Annotated in this window: 17 protein-coding genes; 4 read left to right on the forward strand and 13 right to left on the reverse strand. The window is 63.7% G+C overall.

Going from position 1 to position 18,194, the window contains the following annotated elements:
• Positions 1 to 91: 91 nt before the first annotated feature.
• Positions 92 to 1,828: an adenylate/guanylate cyclase domain-containing protein gene (locus tag XH88_RS38630; RefSeq protein WP_271673387.1), complete on the reverse strand. Its 1,737-nt coding sequence runs from the start codon at positions 1,826 to 1,828 to the stop codon at positions 92 to 94.
• 318 nt (positions 1,829 to 2,146) lie between these two features.
• On the opposite strand from XH88_RS38630, the gene XH88_RS38635 reads away from it, so the two are divergent.
• A complete protein-coding gene (locus XH88_RS38635) occupies positions 2,147 to 4,333 on the forward strand; it encodes a lytic transglycosylase domain-containing protein (protein ID WP_271673388.1) in 2,187 nt (728 codons plus the stop codon).
• 74 nt (positions 4,334 to 4,407) lie between these two features.
• On the opposite strand, the gene XH88_RS38640 is transcribed toward XH88_RS38635, so the two are convergent.
• Together XH88_RS38640 and XH88_RS38645 are read right to left on the reverse strand one after the other, a co-directional pair.
• Positions 4,408 to 4,602 (reverse strand): hypothetical protein, encoded by a 195-nt coding sequence (locus XH88_RS38640; protein WP_271673389.1) that lies wholly within the window; start codon positions 4,600 to 4,602, stop codon positions 4,408 to 4,410.
• A gap of 143 nt (positions 4,603 to 4,745) precedes the next feature.
• The gene (locus XH88_RS38645; RefSeq protein ID WP_271673390.1) at positions 4,746 to 4,934 is read right to left on the reverse strand and encodes a hypothetical protein; all 189 of its coding nucleotides are present in this window, start codon (positions 4,932 to 4,934) and stop codon (positions 4,746 to 4,748) included.
• Positions 4,935 to 5,766: 832 nt separating this feature from the next.
• On the opposite strand from XH88_RS38645, the gene XH88_RS38650 reads away from it, so the two are divergent.
• The 3 genes from XH88_RS38650 to XH88_RS38660 all read left to right on the forward strand — a co-directional run bounded on the left by XH88_RS38650 (position 5,767) and on the right by XH88_RS38660 (position 8,899).
• The gene (locus XH88_RS38650; RefSeq protein WP_271673468.1) at positions 5,767 to 7,749 is read left to right on the forward strand and encodes a PAS domain S-box protein; all 1,983 of its coding nucleotides are present in this window, start codon (positions 5,767 to 5,769) and stop codon (positions 7,747 to 7,749) included.
• Positions 7,746 to 8,417 carry a response regulator transcription factor gene (locus XH88_RS38655; RefSeq protein ID WP_271673391.1) on the forward strand — a complete coding sequence of 224 codons (672 nt, stop codon included), beginning with the start codon at positions 7,746 to 7,748 and terminating at the stop codon, positions 8,415 to 8,417. Before XH88_RS38650 ends, XH88_RS38655 begins: the two co-directional genes overlap by 4 nt.
• Positions 8,418 to 8,512: 95 nt before the next feature.
• The gene (locus tag XH88_RS38660; protein ID WP_271673392.1) at positions 8,513 to 8,899 is read left to right on the forward strand and encodes a response regulator transcription factor; all 387 of its coding nucleotides are present in this window, start codon (positions 8,513 to 8,515) and stop codon (positions 8,897 to 8,899) included.
• 9 nt (positions 8,900 to 8,908) lie between these two features.
• Here the strand turns inward: XH88_RS38660 and XH88_RS38665 are convergent, their stop codons facing one another.
• The 10 genes from XH88_RS38665 to XH88_RS38710 form a co-directional block, all read right to left on the reverse strand.
• A complete protein-coding gene (locus XH88_RS38665) occupies positions 8,909 to 9,880 on the reverse strand; it encodes a tripartite tricarboxylate transporter substrate binding protein BugD (protein WP_271673393.1) in 972 nt (323 codons plus the stop codon).
• Between the two features lie 87 nt (positions 9,881 to 9,967).
• Positions 9,968 to 11,209, reverse strand: coding sequence for a threonine synthase (locus XH88_RS38670; RefSeq protein ID WP_271673394.1), 1,242 nt, complete (start codon positions 11,207 to 11,209; stop codon positions 9,968 to 9,970).
• 128 nt (positions 11,210 to 11,337) lie between these two features.
• Complete coding sequence (lpdA, locus tag XH88_RS38675) at positions 11,338 to 12,756, reverse strand: dihydrolipoyl dehydrogenase (RefSeq protein ID WP_271673395.1); 1,419 nt, start codon at positions 12,754 to 12,756, stop codon at positions 11,338 to 11,340.
• A 17-nt stretch (positions 12,757 to 12,773) separates the two neighbouring features.
• A complete protein-coding gene (locus tag XH88_RS38680; protein ID WP_271673396.1) occupies positions 12,774 to 13,004 on the reverse strand; it encodes a hypothetical protein in 231 nt (76 codons plus the stop codon).
• A 26-nt stretch (positions 13,005 to 13,030) separates the two neighbouring features.
• Positions 13,031 to 14,395 (reverse strand): pyruvate dehydrogenase complex dihydrolipoamide acetyltransferase, encoded by a 1,365-nt coding sequence (locus XH88_RS38685; RefSeq protein ID WP_271673397.1) that lies wholly within the window; start codon positions 14,393 to 14,395, stop codon positions 13,031 to 13,033.
• Between the two features lie 64 nt (positions 14,396 to 14,459).
• Complete coding sequence (locus XH88_RS38690; RefSeq protein WP_271673398.1) at positions 14,460 to 14,912, reverse strand: nucleoside deaminase; 453 nt, start codon at positions 14,910 to 14,912, stop codon at positions 14,460 to 14,462.
• Between the two features lie 2 nt (positions 14,913 to 14,914).
• The gene (locus tag XH88_RS38695; protein WP_271673399.1) at positions 14,915 to 15,217 is read right to left on the reverse strand and encodes a DUF5076 domain-containing protein; all 303 of its coding nucleotides are present in this window, start codon (positions 15,215 to 15,217) and stop codon (positions 14,915 to 14,917) included.
• Between the two features lie 3 nt (positions 15,218 to 15,220).
• Positions 15,221 to 16,603: a pyruvate dehydrogenase complex E1 component subunit beta gene (locus XH88_RS38700; RefSeq protein ID WP_271673400.1), complete on the reverse strand. Its 1,383-nt coding sequence runs from the start codon at positions 16,601 to 16,603 to the stop codon at positions 15,221 to 15,223.
• A 30-nt stretch (positions 16,604 to 16,633) separates the two neighbouring features.
• Positions 16,634 to 17,656: a pyruvate dehydrogenase (acetyl-transferring) E1 component subunit alpha gene (gene pdhA, locus XH88_RS38705; protein ID WP_271673401.1), complete on the reverse strand. Its 1,023-nt coding sequence runs from the start codon at positions 17,654 to 17,656 to the stop codon at positions 16,634 to 16,636.
• A 150-nt stretch (positions 17,657 to 17,806) separates the two neighbouring features.
• On the reverse strand, positions 17,807 to 18,151 hold the full coding sequence (locus XH88_RS38710; RefSeq protein WP_271673402.1) for a DUF779 domain-containing protein: 345 nt from the start codon (positions 18,149 to 18,151) through the stop codon (positions 17,807 to 17,809).
• Between the last annotated feature and the right edge of the window lie 43 nt (positions 18,152 to 18,194).

Below are 18,194 nucleotides of genomic sequence, written 5' to 3' on the forward strand. Positions count from 1 at the left end.
CAAACGCCTCAAGGACAGCAAACGTAGGCCCGTAAATTAGGTCACGGCGAACATCGTTATGGAGTAGCATCAATTATTCGCCGGCGGACAGCTATTTGCTGTCCATCCGCCAGGCGCCGTCCCAATCGGACGCCGGTGGCCTGGCCTCGAGCTCTGCGATGCGGGCAAGCAGCGCGCGCGCAGGACCGTCGCCGGGGCTGCTCTCCAGCGCGAGGTTGAACGCCACGCGTGCGTCATCGAAACGACACGCGCGATAGGCGGCAAGGCCCTCGGCATAGTGCTTGCGAAGACCCACTTGCGCCGCGGTCAGCGCGCCGGCCCTGCCCATCACCTCGAAGATCGCTTGCCGGGCGCTCTGGCCGGCGACTGCCAGACGATCGATCTCGCGCAGCTCGAGCTTCGCGCCGATCGCCTCCGCCGTCGCCTGCGCGATCAGGATGCGGGTGCCATAGACCTTGTTGGCGGCCTCGAGACGCGAGGCGAGGTTCACGGCATCGCCCATCACCGTAAAGCTCATCATCAGCTCGGAGCCGATGCTGCCGGTCAGGACCTCGCCGGTGGCGATGCCGATGCGCAGGTCGCACGGCGCCGGCATGGCGCGGATGCCGAGCAGATCCGGCAACTGCTTCTGCAGCGCGGGCACCTGCTCGACCATGTCGATGGCGGACAGCCCCGCGAGCAGCGCCTGCTCATCCTCCTCGATGAAGGGCGGACCCCAATAGGCCATGATGGCGTCGCCGATATATTTGTCGATCACGCCGCGATTGCTGCGGATTGGGCCGGACATGACAGTGAAATAGTGATTCATCACCTTGACGAGGCCTCGCGGAGTCATGCCCTCGCTCATCGAGGTGAAGCCGCTCATGTCGCAGAACATGATGGTCATCACCCGGCGCTCGCCGTCGATCGCGATCTCCGGCCGGTCGATCAGGCCCTGCACCACCTTGGGGTCGATGTAGCGGCCGAAGGTCTCGCGGATGCGCTCGTTGTGGCGCAGCTGCTCGATCATGCGGTTGAAGGCGGCCGCTAGCTCGCCGATCTCGTCCTGGGTCGAGACGGCAATGGTCTTGTCGAAGCGACCCGCCTCCACTTCCCGGGTGCCGGCGAGCAACAGCCGCACCGGGCGGGTGATGCCGCTGGAGACCAGCAGTGCAAAGACAAATCCGACGATTGCTGCGAGCAAGGTCACGATGCCCGACACGATGATAGCACGGCGCTGATGGCCGATCACTTGCGATGTGCTGAAAAACACCTGCGTCAGCATGTCGGTGCGGATCGCATCGATCTTCTGGTTGAACTGGTCGCGCAGGCCGTCAATGTGTTCCAGCGTAGCGCGGGCCTCCGCCATCTGCTTGGCGTCGACCTGCTTGAGGAGCGTTGTGCGATCCTGATCCAGGTCGCGCCGCAGGTCGGTGACGGCGGTTTCGATGCGGATCTCGATCCGAGCCAGCGCGGCATTGTCCGAAGGCGTCCTCGGATCGTCGATGATTGCGTTGACGAGCTTGCGCGCGGCCTCGGCTTCCTCCTCGATCTTCCGGTCTGTCGCCTCGAACTCGTGAAGGCGTGCCGTATAGGCCTCATCGTCCGACGGCGATTGCATCCTGGTCATGACCATGCGCCGCAGCGCCAGCGACCGCTCCAGCGAGCGGACATTGGCGCGGGCCAGATGGCCGTAGGCCGGGATATAGCGGTTCGTCAGCTCGTCCAGGAGAATGCCGACCTTACTCGACATCACCATCGACAGGATCGAGGTGATCAGCATCAGGACGATCAGTCCGAGGGCGATGCCGACGATCTTGCGCCGGATCGACTGGTTGAAAAGCGGCATAGGTGCGGGGCAAAGGCTGAAAGAACGGGCTCGGGGAACCCATACACCGGATTTGGCGATGGGAACACGCGCGATTCAGCCGCCATGACGCTCTGAACCGAACGCAACCGTCGCTCGAGCCCCGATCGTTAACAAAGGTTAAGAACCCTGTCCTTTTCTCCTTTGCGGAAGTTCCGTGGCATCCGTATTTTGCCGCATTGTTGCGGGAGCGTGAGGAATGCGAGACGATACCGCGGCATCGCTGCCGGTGTCGTTGATTCTCAAGCCGCATGTCGTCGCGGACCTTGGTTTGTAGTGGTTTCGCAGGGGGACCATGGAATGAACCAGTGCCTACGCTCGCTCGCGTGTGTCGTTGCCGTGGCCGCTTTGGCCTTCGTGCCTACCGAGCTGGTGGCGAAGAGCAGTCACAAATCGTCTGGTTCCAAGAAGGCGCATGAGGTGAAAGCCGGCAAGCACCGCCATGCCGCAGCGAGATCGCGTCATGGCAAACATGCCGAGGCCAAGCATAAGTCCAAGCAGCGGAACGACGAGCCCGCGGACAAACCGGCGCCGCCGCCGCTGACCGGCGACCTCGCCGCGCTGAAGGACGCGATCGACCTCGCGCGCAAGGGCAAGGCCGACGACGCAACTGCGGCGCGCGATCGCATTGCCGATCCCGCCGGACAGAAGCTCGCCGACTGGTTCATGCTGCGCCATTCCGAGAGCACCGCGAATTTCAAGCGCTATGCCGCCTTCCTCGCCGCCAATCCAGACTGGCCGAGCGCCGCGCTGCTGCGCCGCCGCGCCGAGGCCCGGCTGTGGCAGGAGAAGAGCGACGCGGCCACCGTGCACGCCTTCACGATGGATCGGCCGACCAGCGCCAAAGGCAAGTTCGCCCTCGCCCGCGTGCTGCTGTCCGAAGGAGACAACGACCGGGCCGCGCGTCTCGTCCGCGACGCCTGGCGCTCGGAGGAATTGTCCGAGCGCAGCGAGGAGGATTCCTACGAAGCGTTTCACGACCTGTTACGGGTTGAGGATCATCGCGCCCGCATGGACAAGCGTCTTGGCGCCAAGGACTATGCCGGCGCAAGGCGCGCCGCAAAACGGCTGGGCGAGGATGCGCTCGCCATCGTCAAGGCTTGCGCCGCGGTCAACGCCAAGTCCGACAAGGCAAAGGATTATCTCGACGACGTGTCGGCAGACGGCCGCCGCGACCTCGGATATGTCCTGTGCCGCGCGCAATGGCATCTCCAGAAGGACCACATCGACGATGCAGCCGAAGTGATCCTGGCCGCTGCGCCCGACACGATGGCGGCCCAGGACACCGATGCCTGGTGGCGCGAGCGCCGCCTGCTCGCGCGAAAACTGCTCGACCAGGGCAAGTTCAGGACCGCGTACGACGTGGTGCGCGCCGCCGCGGTGCCGGCGATGGAGGTCTATCGCGTCGACTATCACTTCATGTGCGGCTGGATCGCGCTGCGCTATCTCGACGATCCCAAGGCGGCGATGGCACACTTCGCCGCGATCGACGAAGGCTCGAGCAACCCGATCGCGCTGTCGCGTGCTCATTACTGGCGCGGCCGCGCGGCCGAGGCGATGGGAGCCACGGCCGATGCGCGCTTGAGCTACAAGGCGGCCGCACGCTATCCGACCGCCTATTATGGCCAGCTCGCCCGCGCCAGGCTTGGCCTCGAGGGAATCGAGCTGCGCACGCCCTCGCCCGTGCTGGCGGCAGCCGATGCGCCGGCCGCAGACGAACGCGTGCACGCCGCCGACATGCTGTACGGCATCGGCGAGCGCGATGTGGTGCTCTACTTCGCCGAAGATTTCGCCAAGGAGAGCTCCGACATCGCGGCACTCGCGGCCCTCGGCGAGCTTGCCAGCCAGCGCAACGATGCGCGCGTCATGCTCGAGGTCGGCAAGTCGGCGCTAGCCCGCGGGATGGCGCTTGATCATTATGCGTTCCCGACCATCGGCATTCCCGAACACAAGCAGGTGGCGCCCGCGATCGACGCCAGCGTGATCTATTCGGTGGCGCGGACCGAAAGCGCATTCGACCAGCGCGACAAGTCGTCTGCCAACGCCGTCGGCCTGATGCAGGTGACGCCGGAAGCCGGCCGCGACACCGCAAAGCGCTTCGGTGTGACCTACGACTGGGACAGGATGGTGTCCGACCCCGTCTACAACACGCAGATGGGCGCGGCCGAGCTCAGCGCGCTGATGTCGGAATATCGCGGCAACCAGATCATGACCTTCGCCGGTTACAATGCCGGCCGCGGCCGGGTCCGCGACTGGGTACAGGCGCATGGCGACCCTCGCGATCCCAAGGTCGATCCAGTCGACTGGGTCGAGCGCATCCCGCTGTCGGAGACGCGCAATTACGTCCAGCGCGTGATGGAGAACGTGCAGGTCTACCGCGCGAGGTTCGAGGGCAGCGGCACGGTCGCCAGCAAGGCCGACCAGCGCGTGGTGACGGACCAGACCGGCCCAGTCGCACCGGTGGCGGCCGCAGCACCCGCTCCCTAGTCGACGCCGCCGGGGCTGGACCGGGCGCCTGCGAGGTCACGTTGCTGCGGCTTCCACGCGCCTGCAGCGCGCAGCTAGGTGTCACCTCCTTCCGTCGTGATCGGATCGCGGCCGTCCAGAAATACGCTGGTCAAGGCTCTCGCGAAGGTCCAGATCTGTATCGTAGAGCTCCAGCACGAGACCGCACTCAGCACCGCCAACATCTCGATCATGTTGTCGGCGGCCGACTTTCTGCCAGCAGGCATCGACCAGGGCATCAGCAGCGTCATGAGTTCGCCTCGGCGGTAGCAGTCATAGTCACAATAATGGCGCTGTGTCCGCACCTGCCGGACATAGCCTGAAAGGATCGACCGCGAGCATGTGCTGCACGTCGCCGCGCTTTGCGGAGGCTCGTCATTGACCAACACAAAGTTCATGAAGCCGCCCTCATGCGATCTTGTGCGAGGGCCTCGCAGAACAACGCGTAGCACCGGTGGTCGCAGTAAGTCAGACGGGTCGCGATCTCGCGGAGATAGCCGCCGCAAATCGTCTCGCAGCACTGCATGCACCAGGTCTGCCGGAACGGGGTCCGGTCGTTCACCAGCACGAACGCGAATCTCATGTGGCACCTCCCAAGGGGAAGCAGAACAGAATGATCGGGCACAAGAACCTGCATGGGCGATTCAAGACAGGGACTCCCGGATCGGACCTGCAGAACGGTCTCAGCTCTCTAATTCAGCCTCACGCGAACTGAGCCCGAAACAACCACCGACGGTCGCGCTCGCGGCGAGTGCGGAAGCGATCGACGCACCTCTTGGAGCAGAGCGCGGTGCGCCACGAGTAGTAGCGGATCAGACCAAACTTTCCGCCACACACCGCACACCCTTTCGCAGAAGAGCAACGCTCGGACTGGGATGGGCCATGCTTGGGACGTACGGATGCATCACACATTGGTGTCTCCCTCTGTTGCTCGCGTTTTTGCCGGCTCGTTCCCTTCGACCTCTCGCGGGTCGTAAATTGCGGCGACGCGCTTGCGTGTCGGGAAGTGCAGCAGCCTCGCCCAATGCCTTCAGACCGGTTCTCGTATGCTCGCCGCGATTGGCGGATCGACACTCCCGATTGATCCCGAGCGTAGTCCGCCGGGGAGGAAGCGCTCAATTGTACGGAGGTAAATGACCGACATGATTAGGATTGGAGGAGCTATACGTAGGTTTGTCCGTATTCGCCCGGGGCGGCCGCGTTCGTTCACGTTCAACGAGACGGCGCACGATGCTCCGGATACACGGGCAACGTGAGACACTTTGGCGTATTTGACGTGCCGCGATAGCCAGGGCGGTCGGGGTCAATTCGAAGGCGAAGCTCGTACCCCCTTCATCCGACTTTGTCCGGAATTGCCCCTCTTGCGGCAACGTGCTCTACTTGTGCTCGCGCAGAGAGTGCCGGGAGCGTCTGCGATGAAACCTGGCCTGGCAGTCACGTTCGGGAAGTCAGCCGCGCAATTCCTCGTCGGCTGCGTCAGGCAGACTGTCGCCCTCAAGTCGCATACCGAGCCTGATGGCCGCCTGCTCGAAGCGGTCAAGCAATGGCAGCAAGCCTTCGAGCACAATCCGGTCATGTATTTCATGGTCGATCCGGCCGGAACCGTGATCAACGTGAACACGTTCGGCGCTGCGCAGCTGGGCTATACGGCCGCAGAGCTGATCGGCCGATCGGTGCTGGATGTCTTCTTCGAGGAGGATCGCAACTTCGTCCGCGAGTGCGTTGCGCTGTGCCTCGATACCGTCGATCAGTCCCACACCTGGGAAATCCGGAAGGTGCGTAAGGATGGCTCGGTGCTGTGGGTGCGCGAGAACGCAAAGACCATGCTGCGGGCCGATGGCGGGCCAATCGTACTCGTGGCCTGCGAGAACATCACCGAGCGTAAGGAAGCGGAAAATGCGCTGCGCCAGAGCGAGGCTTATCTCACCCAGGCGCAGGAATTGAGCCACACCGGCAGTTTCGGCTGGCGGGCCGCAACTGGCGAGATCACCTGGTCGAAGGAGACCTATCGCATCTTCGAATGCGACGAGAGGAGCAAGCCACAGATCGCGGTCATGCTCCAGCGGATCCATCCGGAGGACCGGCTTGCGGTGCAACGGACCACGGGGCGGGCTGCGCGCGAGGGAACAGATTACGATCACGAGTATCGGCTCCTGATGGCCGACGGCTCCATCAAGTATGTCCGTGCGGTGGCCCGGGCCACGCGGGATGCCGCCGGTCACGTGGAGTTCGTGGGATCGGTGAGCGACATCACGGCGACCAAGGAGGCAGAGCGCAGGCTTCGCGAGAGCGAGCAGCGCTTTCGCGACTACGCCGAGACTGCATCTGACTGGTTCTGGGAGACGGGGCCGGACCACCGCGTGACCCTGATATCGGAACATTCGGATACTCCCACCGCCCCGACGGGCCTGATCGGACTCACGCGCTGGGACATCGCTCCGGACTCGGATCTCGAACCCGAAAAATGGCGACAACACCGAGCGGCGCTCGACGCCCATGTTCCATTCCGCGACCTGGTGTATCGCAGCAGAGACCGCAACGGACAGACGATCTACGTCCGGACCAGCGGTAAGCCGTTCTTTGATGCCGAGGGTACTTTTCTGGGTTACCGCGGCGTCTGCACCGACATAACTGCGGCGATCAGAGCCGATCAGGCCGAAGACGCGCTGCGCAAGGCTCAAGCCGAGTTGGCCCATGTGACACGCGTGACGACGCTAGGGGAACTGACGGCTTCCATTGCCCACGAAATCAATCAGCCGCTCGCCGCAGTGATCGCCAATGCCGACGCTTGCCTCACCTGGCTGCAACGCAGTCCGCCAGATGTCAAAGCAGCCCGCCGCTCCGTGGAGTGGATCATCGAGGACGGCACGCGCGCCAGCGACGTCATCCGTCACGTTCGGGCGCTTGCCAAGCGGTCGGACGTCGAGATGGTTCCCCTCGATGCCAACGTCGTCGTGCGTGAGGCCGTTGCACTCGTTCGGCGCGAGATGGCCAGCCATGCCGTCTCGGTGCGAATGGAGCTGTCGTCCGCGGTACCCAAGATTTTTGGCGATCGAATCCAGTTGCAACAGGTCCTGATCAACCTGATCATGAATGGCATTGAGGCCATGGAAGGCGTCGTTGATCGCCCGCGCGAGTTGGCCATCCGCTCAGCGGCGGATGACGACGAGGCGGTGGTGTTGAGCATCGCCGACTGCGGCGTCGGAATCAGTGAACAGGTGATCGAACGCATGTTCGCGCCGTTCTTTACAACGAAGTCATCCGGCATGGGCATGGGTCTGTCGATCTGTCGCTCCATCATCGAGGCGCATGGCGGACGTCTTTCCGCAGCACCGAACCAGGAGCGCGGCGCGACTTTTCAGATTACTCTGCCCCGCCACGTAGAGGAAACATCGTGACCGAGCGCGCGGAGCCTTCGCCGCTGCAGGACAACGGCAACAGGCCAATCGTCCTCATCGTCGACGACGACGTGTCGATGCGCCGTGCGCTCACCAATCTATTCGAATCGGTCGGCCTCAACGTCGAAGCATTCGGCTCGGCCTCTCAACTGCTCCAGGCCAAGCCGCCGGAAGGCCCCAGCTGCCTGGTGCTCGACATCCGCCTGCCCGGAGTCAGCGGCCTTGAGCTGCAGTCCGATCTGGCCAAGGCCAACATCCACACGCCGATCATCTTCATTACCGGCCACGCTGACATTCCCATGACCGTTCGAGCCATGAAAGGCGGCGCGATCGACTTCCTGACCAAGCCGGTCCGCGACCAGGACATCCTGGACGCAGTGCAGGCTGCGATCGAGCGAGACCGCAAGCGCCGCGATCTCAACAAGACGGTCTCGAACGTCAGATCGCGCTTCGAGTCACTCAGCTCGCGCGAGCGGGACGTATTGGCTCTGGTGACGTCCGGCCTGATGAACAAGCAAGTGGCTGCCCAACTCGGGTTGGCGGAAATCACCGTCAAGATTTATCGCGGCCAGATCATGCGCAAAATGGGCGCGAAGTCGCTGGCCGACCTCGTGAGAATGAGTGAGGCGCTCGGCATTCGGCCCGGCCGGTCCGACGTACAAACCTAAGTATGAGTATGCAACGGTGAGTGGCAGGTCCACCCTGCATGTTCAGGTTGGGCCGTCGCGACGGCAAGCGCAATCCCGGGCGAGGAGCGGACGCCTTGTCAGCGGCTTCGGTCATTTCGGTGCTCGATGACGACCCCTACGTGCGGGCGGCGATCAACAACCTCTTGCGGTCGCGCGGGTATATCGTCCACACATTTGCCTCGGCCGAAGATTTTTTGAGCTCCAGCGATTCCAACAGTACCTCCTGCATCGTCGCCGACGTGCACATGCCGTCCAAGACCGGAATCGATTTGCTGACGGAGATGCGCGCGCAGGGTTCGGCTACGCCGTTCATCTTGATCACGGGTTTCCCGGATGAGGGCCTTCGCATCCGGGCGCTCGAAGCCGGGGCAGTCTGCTGTCTCGGGAAGCCGTTCCGCCCCGCGGATCTGATGCAATGCCTGCAGAGGGCGCTGGCAGCGGGTGACGACGTCACGGAGTGACGTCCGGCCTCAATCCACTGAGATCTTCGCCGCCTTGATGATCGGCCACCATTTGGCGATCTCCGCCTTCTGCCTGATGCCGAGCGCCTCCGGCGTGAGCTGATCCTTGGGCGTCATCTCCAGGCCCTGGCTTTCGAGCTGCTTCTTCACCCTGGGATCGTTCAGTGCTTCCACGGCGGCCGCATTGAGCTTCGTCACGATCTCCTTCGGAGTGCCCTTCGGCACCCACATGCCGGACCACAGCGTCATGTTGAAGCCCTTCAGCCCGGCTTCATCGGCGGTGGGGATGTCGGGCGCCGAGGCCAGACGCTTGTCGTCGGTGACTGCGTAGGCGCGGATGGTGCCGGCGCGGACCTGGTTGATGGAGTTGGAGGTCTGGTCGACGATGATGTCGATCTGGCCGGCGATCAGATCGTTCAGCGCGGGCGCGGTACCACGATACGGCACGTATTGCAGCTTGATGCCGGAGACGCTCTCGAAATAGACGCCGGCGATGTGGCTGCCGGAGCCCGCCCCGGCCGTGCCCGCCGTCGGCGGCGACGGTCGCGACTTCAGCCATTCCAGCAGCTCCTTCAGCGATGTCGCCGGCACCGCGTTCTTGCTGACCACGATCATCGGGTTGCTCGGTAGCAGCACTACCGGCTCGAGATCGGCGACGAGATCGTAATTCAGCTTGTAGACGGCGCCGTTGGCGACATGCGTGCCAAGATGGCCGAAGGAAATGGTGTAGCCGTCGGGCGGCGAATGCACGGCGCGTCCCACCCCGATGGAGCCGCCGGCGCCGGTGACATTCTCGATCACCAGGGGCTGGCCGAGCGAGACCCGCATCCGTTCGGCAAGCACGCGCGCCATCGCATCGGACGGACCGCCGGCCGCAAAGGGCACGATGATGGTGATGGGATGAGAGGGATAATCGTCGGCGCGCGCGACGCCGGCAAGAGCGAGAAATCCGATCAGTCCGGCCCAGACGGCCTTCTCCATGGTGGTCTCCCCAGCGACGACGTTCTTGTTCTTGTCTCTTCCCGCGTACGGGAAGAGGGATCGTTCGTGAAGAGGCAAAATGACGCGCTAGAACTGCGCGTAATCAATCGGCTTGTGGCGATCGAGCGTGCGGGTGACCGGCGGCAGCGGGTACTTCAGCCCGGTTGCGCAATTGAACAGCATCACGCGATCGGTCTTGCTGACGCGGCCATCCGCGAGGCTTTCCTTATAGGCGGCATAGGTTGCGGCCCCCTCGGGGCACAACAGCAGCCCCTCCTCCCGCGCGACCTCGCTGAGCGCCGACGAGATCTTGTCGTCGTCGACCGCGATGGCAAAGCCCTTGCTCTCGCGCACGGCGCGCAGGATCAGGAAGTCGCCGATCGCCTGCGGCACGCGAATGCCAGAGGCGATGGTGTGGGCGTCCTCCCAGCGCGTGGCGTGCTCGGTGCCGGCCTCATAGGCGCGCACCATCGGCGCGCAGCCCGAGGCCTGCACCGCGACCATGCGCGGGCGCTTCGAACCGATGAAGCCGATCCTCTCGAGCTCGTCGAATGCCTTCCACATGCCGATCAGGCCGGTGCCGCCGCCGGTCGGATAGAAGATCACGTCGGGCACGTCCCAGCCGAGCTGCTCGGCAAGCTCCAGGCCCATCGTCTTCTTGCCTTCGATGCGGTACGGCTCCTTCAGCGTCGAAGTGTCGAACCAGCCGACTTTCGCCTTGCCCTCGCCGACGATCTTGCCGCAATCGTCGATATAGCCGTTGACGCGGTAGACGGTCGCGCCTTGCAGCTCGATCTCGCTGACATTCACCTCCGGCGTGTCGGCTGGGCAGAAGATCGTGGTCTTGATGCCACAGGACGTGGCGTAGGCCGCGAGCGCCGCGCCGGCATTGCCGTTGGTCGGCATCGCCATGTGCTTGATGCCGAGCGCCTTGCCCATCGATACCGCCATCACGAGGCCGCGCGCCTTGAACGAGCCGGTCGGCAGGCGCCCCTCGTCCTTGACGATGATCTCGCCGCCGCCGAGCTTCCTGCCGAGCTTGGGCAGCCGGATCAGCGGCGTCGTGACTTCGCCGAGCGAAACGATGTCCTTGCATTTGCGCACCGGAAGCAGCTCGCGATAGCGCCACATGTCGCCGGGCCGCTGCGCCAGCGCGTCCTTGGTCAGCGCCTTCTTCACGCCGGCGAGGTCGTAGCGCACGAGCAGCGGCTTGCCGGCCTTGGAGAGGTTATGGACCTGGTCGGCCGCGTAATGGTCGCCCTCCATGGCGCATTCGAGATGCGTGACGAAGGTCGGGCGTTCGATTGTGAGGTTGTCGTTGTCGTGCATGGGGTGATTTCCTTCTCATTCTGCAATCAGGTCGTTCTGCTCGTCATTGCCAGCGCAGCGAAGCAATCCAGAGTCTTTCCGCGGCGGCAGTCTGGATTGCTTCGCTGCACTCGCAATGACGGTGCCGGTCAGATGTTCAACACCCTTCCATACGCATCCAGCACGGCTTCCTTCATCATCTCCGACAGGGTCGGATGCGGGAACACCGTGTGCATCAGCTCTTCTTCCGTGGTCTCCAGATTCATCGCGACGACGTAGCCCTGGATCAGCTCGGTGACCTCGGCGCCGACCATGTGGGCGCCGAGCAGCTGGCCGGTCTTCTTGTCGAAGATGACCTTGACCAGGCCTTGGTCCTCGCCCAGCGCGATCGCCTTGCCGTTGCCGACGAAGGGGAAGCGCCCGACGCGGATCTCGCGGCCGCTCTCCTTGGCCTTGGCTTCGGTCAGGCCGACCGAGGCGACCTGCGGGTGACAATAGGTGCAGCCCGGGATCATCAGCTTGTCCATCGGATGCGGGTGCAGCCCCTTGATCGCCTCGATGCAGATCACGCCCTCATGCTCGGCCTTGTGCGCCAGCATGGGAGGACCGGCGACGTCGCCGATGGCGTAAATGCCGGGGATGTTGGTCTTGCCGTAGCCGTCGATCACGATGCAGGCGCGCTCGGTTTTCACGCCGAGCTTTTCGAGGCCGAGATTCTCGATGTTGCCGACCACGCCGACCGCCGAGATCACGCGCTCGAACTCGGCCGTCTGCTTTGTCTTACCGTCGTCGAGGGTTGCGACCACGCTGTCGCTCTTCTTCTCCAGCTTGGTCACACCGGTATTGGTGAGGATCTTGATGCCCTGCTTCTCGAGCCGCTTGCGCGCAAGACCGGCGATCTCCGCGTCTTCGACCGGCAGGATCTGCGGCAACACCTCGACCACGGTGACATCAGAGCCCATGGTCTTGAAGAATGACGCGAACTCGATGCCGATCGCCCCCGAGCCCATCACCAGCAGCGACTTCGGCATCCGCTCAGGCACCATCGCTTCGAAATAGGTCCAGATCAGCTTCTTGTCGGGCTCGAGGCCGGGCAGGACGCGGGGCCGCGCGCCAGTGGCGACGATGACGTGCTTGGCCTGATAGGTCCCCTCACCGAGCGATCCCTTCGGCGCCTCGACGTCGGACTTCTTCACGCTGACCTTGCCGGGCGCGTCGATCGAGGCCGCGCCCCAGATCACGCTCACCTTGTTCTTTTTCATCAGGAAGCCAACGCCGTCGTTCAGCCGTTTGGAGACGCCGCGCGAACGCTGCACCACTGCCTTCGGATCGAACGAGACCTTTTCCGCCGACAGCCCGTAATCCTTGGCGTGCTGCATGTAATGGTAGATCTCGGCAGAGCGTAACAGCGCCTTGGTCGGGATACAGCCCCAGTTCAGGCAGATGCCGCCGAGATAGGATTTCTCCACGATCGCCGTCTTGAAGCCGAGCTGGGCAGCGCGGATCGCCGTGACGTAGCCGCCCGGACCGGAACCGATGATGATGACGTCGAAGGATGTATCGGCCATGGCGGCTCCCATTCAACTCAAACCGTTGCACCGCGAGCGCGGCGTTTTGAAATGATCGACCTGACCAGCCACTCGACGATGCAGATCGAGATCAGACCAGCAAATCCGATGAGGGCGATCGGCTGCGCAATGCTGCGCGAGAGCTGCTCGCCGCTGAAGAACGCGTCGTGCAGGATTTCGGTGCCGATCGGGCTGACGAGAATGATGATCGACAGCAACATCGAGATCCAGGGCCAGCGCGTTCGCATTCGACGTGGTCCTATCAGCGACGGCTTCAGACCATCATCATGACGGGGTTTTCGATCAGCTGCTTGAACGCGCCGATCAGCTCGGCGCCGAGCGCGCCGTCGATGGCGCGGTGATCGCACGACAGCGTCACGCTCATCATGTTCGCGATCTCGATCTTACCACCGCGCACGACGGGCCGTTCCTCGCTGGTGCCGACCGCGAGGATGGTCGCGTGCGGCGGATTGATCACCGCGGTGAAGTGGCTGATGCCGTACATGCCGAGGTTGGAGACGGCCGTGGTGCCGCCCTGATACTCTTCCGGCTTCAGCTTGCGCGAGCGGGCACGCGCGGCAAAATCCTTCATCTCGTTGGAGATGGTCGAGAGCGTCTTGGTCTCTGCCTTGCGGATGATCGGCGTGATCAGGCCGCCCGGCATCGCCACGGCAACGCCGACGTCGGAGTGGCGGTGCTTGACCATGCCGCTTTCGGTCCAGCTGACATTGCAGTTCGGGATCTTCTGCAGCGCCACCGCCATCGCCTTGATGACGAAGTCGTTGACCGAGATCTTGTAGAGCGGCTTCTTCTCCTTGTCCTTCGGCGCGGCGGCATTGATCTCCTCGCGCGCGGCGAGCAGCTTGCCGATATCGCAGTCAATGGTGAGATAGAAGTGCGGAACGTTCTGGATCGACGCGGTCAGGCGCTGCGCGATGGTACGGCGCATGCCGTCATGCGGAACGATGTCGTAGGAGCCGGGCTCGAACAGGGACAGGATCTGCTTGTCCGACATGGTCGGCGCGATCGACGGCGCACCACCAGACGGGGCTGCGGCGGGCGCCTTGAGGCCCTTGCCTGATTTGGCCTGCTCGACGTCGCGCGCAACCACGCGACCATGCGGGCCGGTGCCTGTCACCATCGAGACATCGATGCCGGATTCCTTGGCAAGACGCCGCGCCAGCGGCGAGGAGAACACGCGGCCAGCATGACCATTGCTTTGCGCGGCAGGAGCAGCCGGTTGCGGCGCAGGTGCAGCGGCGGGTGCGGGTGCCGGCGCCGCCTTGGGCGCGACAGGCGCAGGTGCGGCAGCCGGCGCAGCGGCGGGCGCCTCAGCTGCTTTTGGCGGCGCGGCCGAAGCGCTTGGCTTGGCGCTCCCTGCGGCCTTGACGTCCTCGCCTTCGCCAGCAAGCACCGCAATCACATCGTTGACCGGCACATCCTGCGTACCCTCGGGCACCAGGATCTTGGCGATCGTGCCCTCGTCGATCGCCTCGACCTCCATGGTGGCCTTGTCGGTCTCGATCTCGGCGATGACGTCGCCTGACTTGACCTTGTCGCCTTCCTTTTTCAGCCACTTGGCGAGGTTGCCCTTCTCCATCGTCGGCGAAAGAGCGGGCATCAGGATGTTGATTGGCATGCTGACCTCACGAAGAAACTTCTCAAAACGTCGTCTTCGAAAGTGAAGACGAACAGACCAGGTTTTAGTTGCCGATGTCGCCCTGCCACAGGCGCTCATTGGCGGGGATGGAACGCCAGTTCTTCATCATGGTGATGGAGCGGTCGTCGGCAAGGTCGAGCCAGGGAATTCCGAACTTGTCGAGAATATCCTTGGAGCCCTCGAAGGTGACGGATTCTCCGATCACCACGAGCTTGACCTTGAACAGCGCGAGCGCGCCGGCACACATCGAGCATGGCGACAGCGTGGTGTACATGACGGTGTCATGGAACGAGATCGCGCCGGCCTCGCGCAGGCAACTCATCTCTCCGTGCAGGATCGGATTGTTCTCCTGCACGCGGTTGTTGTGGCCGCGGGCGATGATCTTGTTATCGCGCGTCAGCACGGCACCGATCGGCAGGCCGCCTTGCGCGATCGAAGCCTCGGCCTCGCGGATCGCCTCGAGCATCAGATCGTAGTGATGAGCTTCGATCGCCACAGTTAGTGCCCCTTCCCGCGCGGTGTCGTGGTGCCGGTGTCGGTCGGACGCTCGATCTCGGCCTGGAACATGTCGAGGATCCGGTTCAGTGCGTCCTCCTCGCTATATTCGCTCTCGCGCGCATAGGCGCGCGCGGCGTGGCGGGCGAGATCGACGAGCAGGAGGCCCCACATGTCGGGCTCCTCGAAGGCGCGCTGGAACGCCATCGACAGCCCGCCATCCAGCACGAACACGCGCAGGATCTCGACCGCATCGTCGCGGGTCATGACGTCGGGCGGTAATGGCTGCTCCTTCGGGCCCGCCATGGCCTACCTGTAACAAACGGCTTTAGCGGCCTCGACCACTTCGGCCGCCGACGGCAGCGCGAGCTTCTCCAGGTTCGCGGCATAAGGCATCGGCACGTCCTTGCCGGCGACGCGCGCAACCGGTGCATCGAGATAGTCGAAGGCATTCTCCATGATGCGCGCGGCGATCTCGGCGCCGACGCCGCTCTGGGCCCAGCCCTCTTCCACCGTGACGGCGCGGCCGGTCTTCTTGACCGAGTTGACGATAGTCTCGGTATCCATCGGACGGAGCGTGCGCAGGTCGATCACCTCGGCCTCGATGCCGTCCTTGGCGAGCTCGTCGGCTGCCTTCAGCGCATACGTCATGCCGTTCGACCAGGAGATGATGGTGACATGGCTCCCTGCCCGCACGATGCGCGCCTTACCGATCGGAATGACAAAATCGTCGAGCTTCGGCACCTCGCCGGTGTGGCCGTAGAGCACCTCGTTCTCGAGGAAGATCACCGGATTGGGATCGCGGATCGCAGCCTTCAGCAGGCCCTTGTAATCGGCGGCCGAGAACGGCGCGACGACCTTGAGGCCCGGGACGTTCGAGTACCAGGCCGAGTAATCCTGGCTGTGCTGGGCGGCGACGCGCGCCGCCGCGCCGTTCGGCCCGCGGAACACGATCGAGCAACCCATCTGGCCACCGGACATGTAGAGCGTCTTGGCTGCGGAGTTGATGATCTGGTCGATCGCCTGCATGGCGAAGTTGAAGGTCATGAACTCGACCACGGGCTTGAGCCCGGTCATGGCAGCGCCGACGCCGACACCGGCGAAGCCGTGCTCGGTGATCGGGGTGTCGATCACGCGCCTCGCGCCGAACTCCTGGAGCAACCCTTGCGTCACCTTGTAGGCGCCCTGATATTCGGCGACCTCTTCGCCCATCACGAACACGTCGGGATCGCGGCGCATCTCCTCGGCCATGGCGTCGCGCAGCGCCTCGCGGATGGTCTGGGTGATCATCTCGGTGCCTTCAGGCACTTCCGGATCGGGTTCGGCGACAGCCTGCGGTGCCGGTGCAGCTTTGGGCGCGGGCGCTTCGGCCTTGGCCGCGGCGGGCGGCGCGGACTCCGCAGCCTTGGCGGCCGGTGCAGGCGCCTTGGCAAGATCGGCCGCGCTCTCGCCATCGGCGAGGATGGTCGCGATCGGCGTGTTCACCGCAACGTCGGCAGTACCTTCGGGGATCAGGATCTTGCCGAGCGTGCCCTCATCGGTCGCCTCGACCTCCATGGTGGCCTTGTCGGTCTCGATCTCGGCGATCACGTCGCCGGATTTGATCGCCTCGCCCTCTTTTTTAAGCCATTTGGCGAGGTTGCCCTTTTCCATCGTGGGCGACAACGCGGGCATCAGCACTTGAATTGGCATATCGACTCCAAAAGAAAGCTTGCGCGCGTTTTAGCGGTAAACGTCGGTCCAGAGCTCGGACGCATCCGGCTCGGGATCGTGCTGGGCAAAATCGGCGGAGGCGTTGACGATGTCACGCACTGCGGCATCGATCGCCTTGAGGTCGGCCTCGCTAACCTTGGCAGCGAGCAGGCGATTGCGCACCTGCTCGATCGGATCCTGATCGTGGCGGACCTTCTCGACCTCCTCGCGCGTGCGATATTTTGCCGGGTCGGACATCGAGTGGCCGCGGTAGCGATAGGTCTGCATTTCAAGGATGTAGGGGCCCTTGCCGGCGCGGCACCAGGCCGCCGCCTCCTCGCCCGCAGCCTTGACGGCGCGGACGTCCATGCCATCCACCTGCTTGCCGGGGATGTTGAAGGACACGCCGCGCTTGGAAAAATCCTGCTGCGCAGAAGCGCGCGACACTGCCGTACCCATCGCGTAGCGGTTGTTCTCGATGACGTAGATCACGGGCAGCTTCCAGAGCTCGGCCATGTTGAAGCTCTCATAGACCTGGCCCTGGTTGGCCGCGCCGTCGCCGAAATAGGTGACGCTGACATTGCCGTTGCTGCGATAATTGTTGGCGAAGGCAAGACCAGTACCGAGCGAGACCTGCGCGCCGACGATGCCGTGGCCGCCGTAGAAGTGCTTCTCCTTGCTGAACATATGCATGGAGCCGCCCTTGCCCTTGGAATAACCGCCGCGGCGGCCCGTGAGCTCGGCCATGACCCCATTGGCGTCCATGCCGGTGGCAAGCATATGGCCGTGATCGCGATAGCCGGTGATGACCTGATCGCCCTCTTTCAGGGCCATCTGCATCCCGACCACCACGGCCTCCTGGCCGATATAGAGATGGCAGAAGCCGCCGATCGCGCCCATGCCGTACAGCTGGCCGGCTTTTTCCTCGAATCGCCGGATGAGGAGCATGTCGCGGAGCGCCTTCAGCTCCTGCTCTTTCGTGAATTCCGGGGGCGAACCGCCGTCGGTTTTGTCGTGGGGGCTGCTTGCGGCGGCTTTCTTGGGGGCGGCCATGAGAATTCCGGGTCAGAGAAAACTAAGCCCTCTCTAACCCAACTCAATCGCGTGCGAAAGCACTGCAGCGACATGGTACGACATTCATTATGCCGCACTGCAGCGTGGTCGAAATATTGCAAAATCTTTGGCGCCGATCGGGCAACAAACCTAACTGCAGCCATCGCGCGAACAGATTCGTGACCTGGTCAAGAACCTCCTCTCGGTCCCGTTGTCCAATGAGAACATCCCGCCACGCCCGGAAATGGCGTCGATAATGAGGTCGGTGTGCTTCCAGACCTCGTATTGCGCTCTGCCGATATAGACCGGCATGCCGCCGACATGGCCGAGCAGCACATCGGTGTCGCCGACGACGAACTCGCCGGCCGGGTAGCACATGGGCGATGAGCCATCGCAACAGCCTCCTGACTGATGAAACAGCACCGGGCCGTGATCCCTGCAGATCTCGGCCCGGAGCTCGAGTGCTGCCTCCGTGGCGCTGACCTTGTCATTCATGGCTGCCATCTCACCGGCACAGGGCAAGCGCAACGGGAGGATT

The sequence above is a fragment of the Bradyrhizobium sp. CCBAU 51627 genome, assembly GCF_028128765.1.
Classification (GTDB): domain Bacteria; phylum Pseudomonadota; class Alphaproteobacteria; order Rhizobiales; family Xanthobacteraceae; genus Bradyrhizobium.

Excerpts from the sequence above, each read along its gene's own strand:
- XH88_RS38630 (WP_271673387.1), bottom strand. The coding sequence starts at position 1,828 with ATGCCGCTTTTCAACCAGTCGATCCGGCGCAAGATCGTCGGCATCGCC.
- XH88_RS38635 (WP_271673388.1), top strand. The coding sequence starts at position 2,147 with ATGAACCAGTGCCTACGCTCGCTCGCGTGTGTCGTTGCCGTGGCCGCT.
- XH88_RS38640 (WP_271673389.1), bottom strand. The coding sequence starts at position 4,602 with ATGACGCTGCTGATGCCCTGGTCGATGCCTGCTGGCAGAAAGTCGGCC.
- XH88_RS38645 (WP_271673390.1), bottom strand. The coding sequence starts at position 4,934 with ATGAGATTCGCGTTCGTGCTGGTGAACGACCGGACCCCGTTCCGGCAG.
- XH88_RS38650 (WP_271673468.1), top strand. The coding sequence starts at position 5,767 with ATGAAACCTGGCCTGGCAGTCACGTTCGGGAAGTCAGCCGCGCAATTC.
- XH88_RS38665 (WP_271673393.1), bottom strand. The coding sequence starts at position 9,880 with ATGGAGAAGGCCGTCTGGGCCGGACTGATCGGATTTCTCGCTCTTGCC.
- XH88_RS38670 (WP_271673394.1), bottom strand. The coding sequence starts at position 11,209 with ATGCACGACAACGACAACCTCACAATCGAACGCCCGACCTTCGTCACG.
- lpdA (WP_271673395.1), bottom strand. The coding sequence starts at position 12,756 with ATGGCCGATACATCCTTCGACGTCATCATCATCGGTTCCGGTCCGGGC.
- XH88_RS38680 (WP_271673396.1), bottom strand. The coding sequence starts at position 13,004 with ATGCGAACGCGCTGGCCCTGGATCTCGATGTTGCTGTCGATCATCATT.
- XH88_RS38685 (WP_271673397.1), bottom strand. The coding sequence starts at position 14,395 with ATGCCAATCAACATCCTGATGCCCGCTCTTTCGCCGACGATGGAGAAG.
- XH88_RS38695 (WP_271673399.1), bottom strand. The coding sequence starts at position 15,217 with ATGGCGGGCCCGAAGGAGCAGCCATTACCGCCCGACGTCATGACCCGC.
- XH88_RS38700 (WP_271673400.1), bottom strand. The coding sequence starts at position 16,603 with ATGCCAATTCAAGTGCTGATGCCCGCGTTGTCGCCCACGATGGAAAAG.
- pdhA (WP_271673401.1), bottom strand. The coding sequence starts at position 17,656 with ATGGCCGCCCCCAAGAAAGCCGCCGCAAGCAGCCCCCACGACAAAACC.
- XH88_RS38710 (WP_271673402.1), bottom strand. The coding sequence starts at position 18,151 with ATGAATGACAAGGTCAGCGCCACGGAGGCAGCACTCGAGCTCCGGGCC.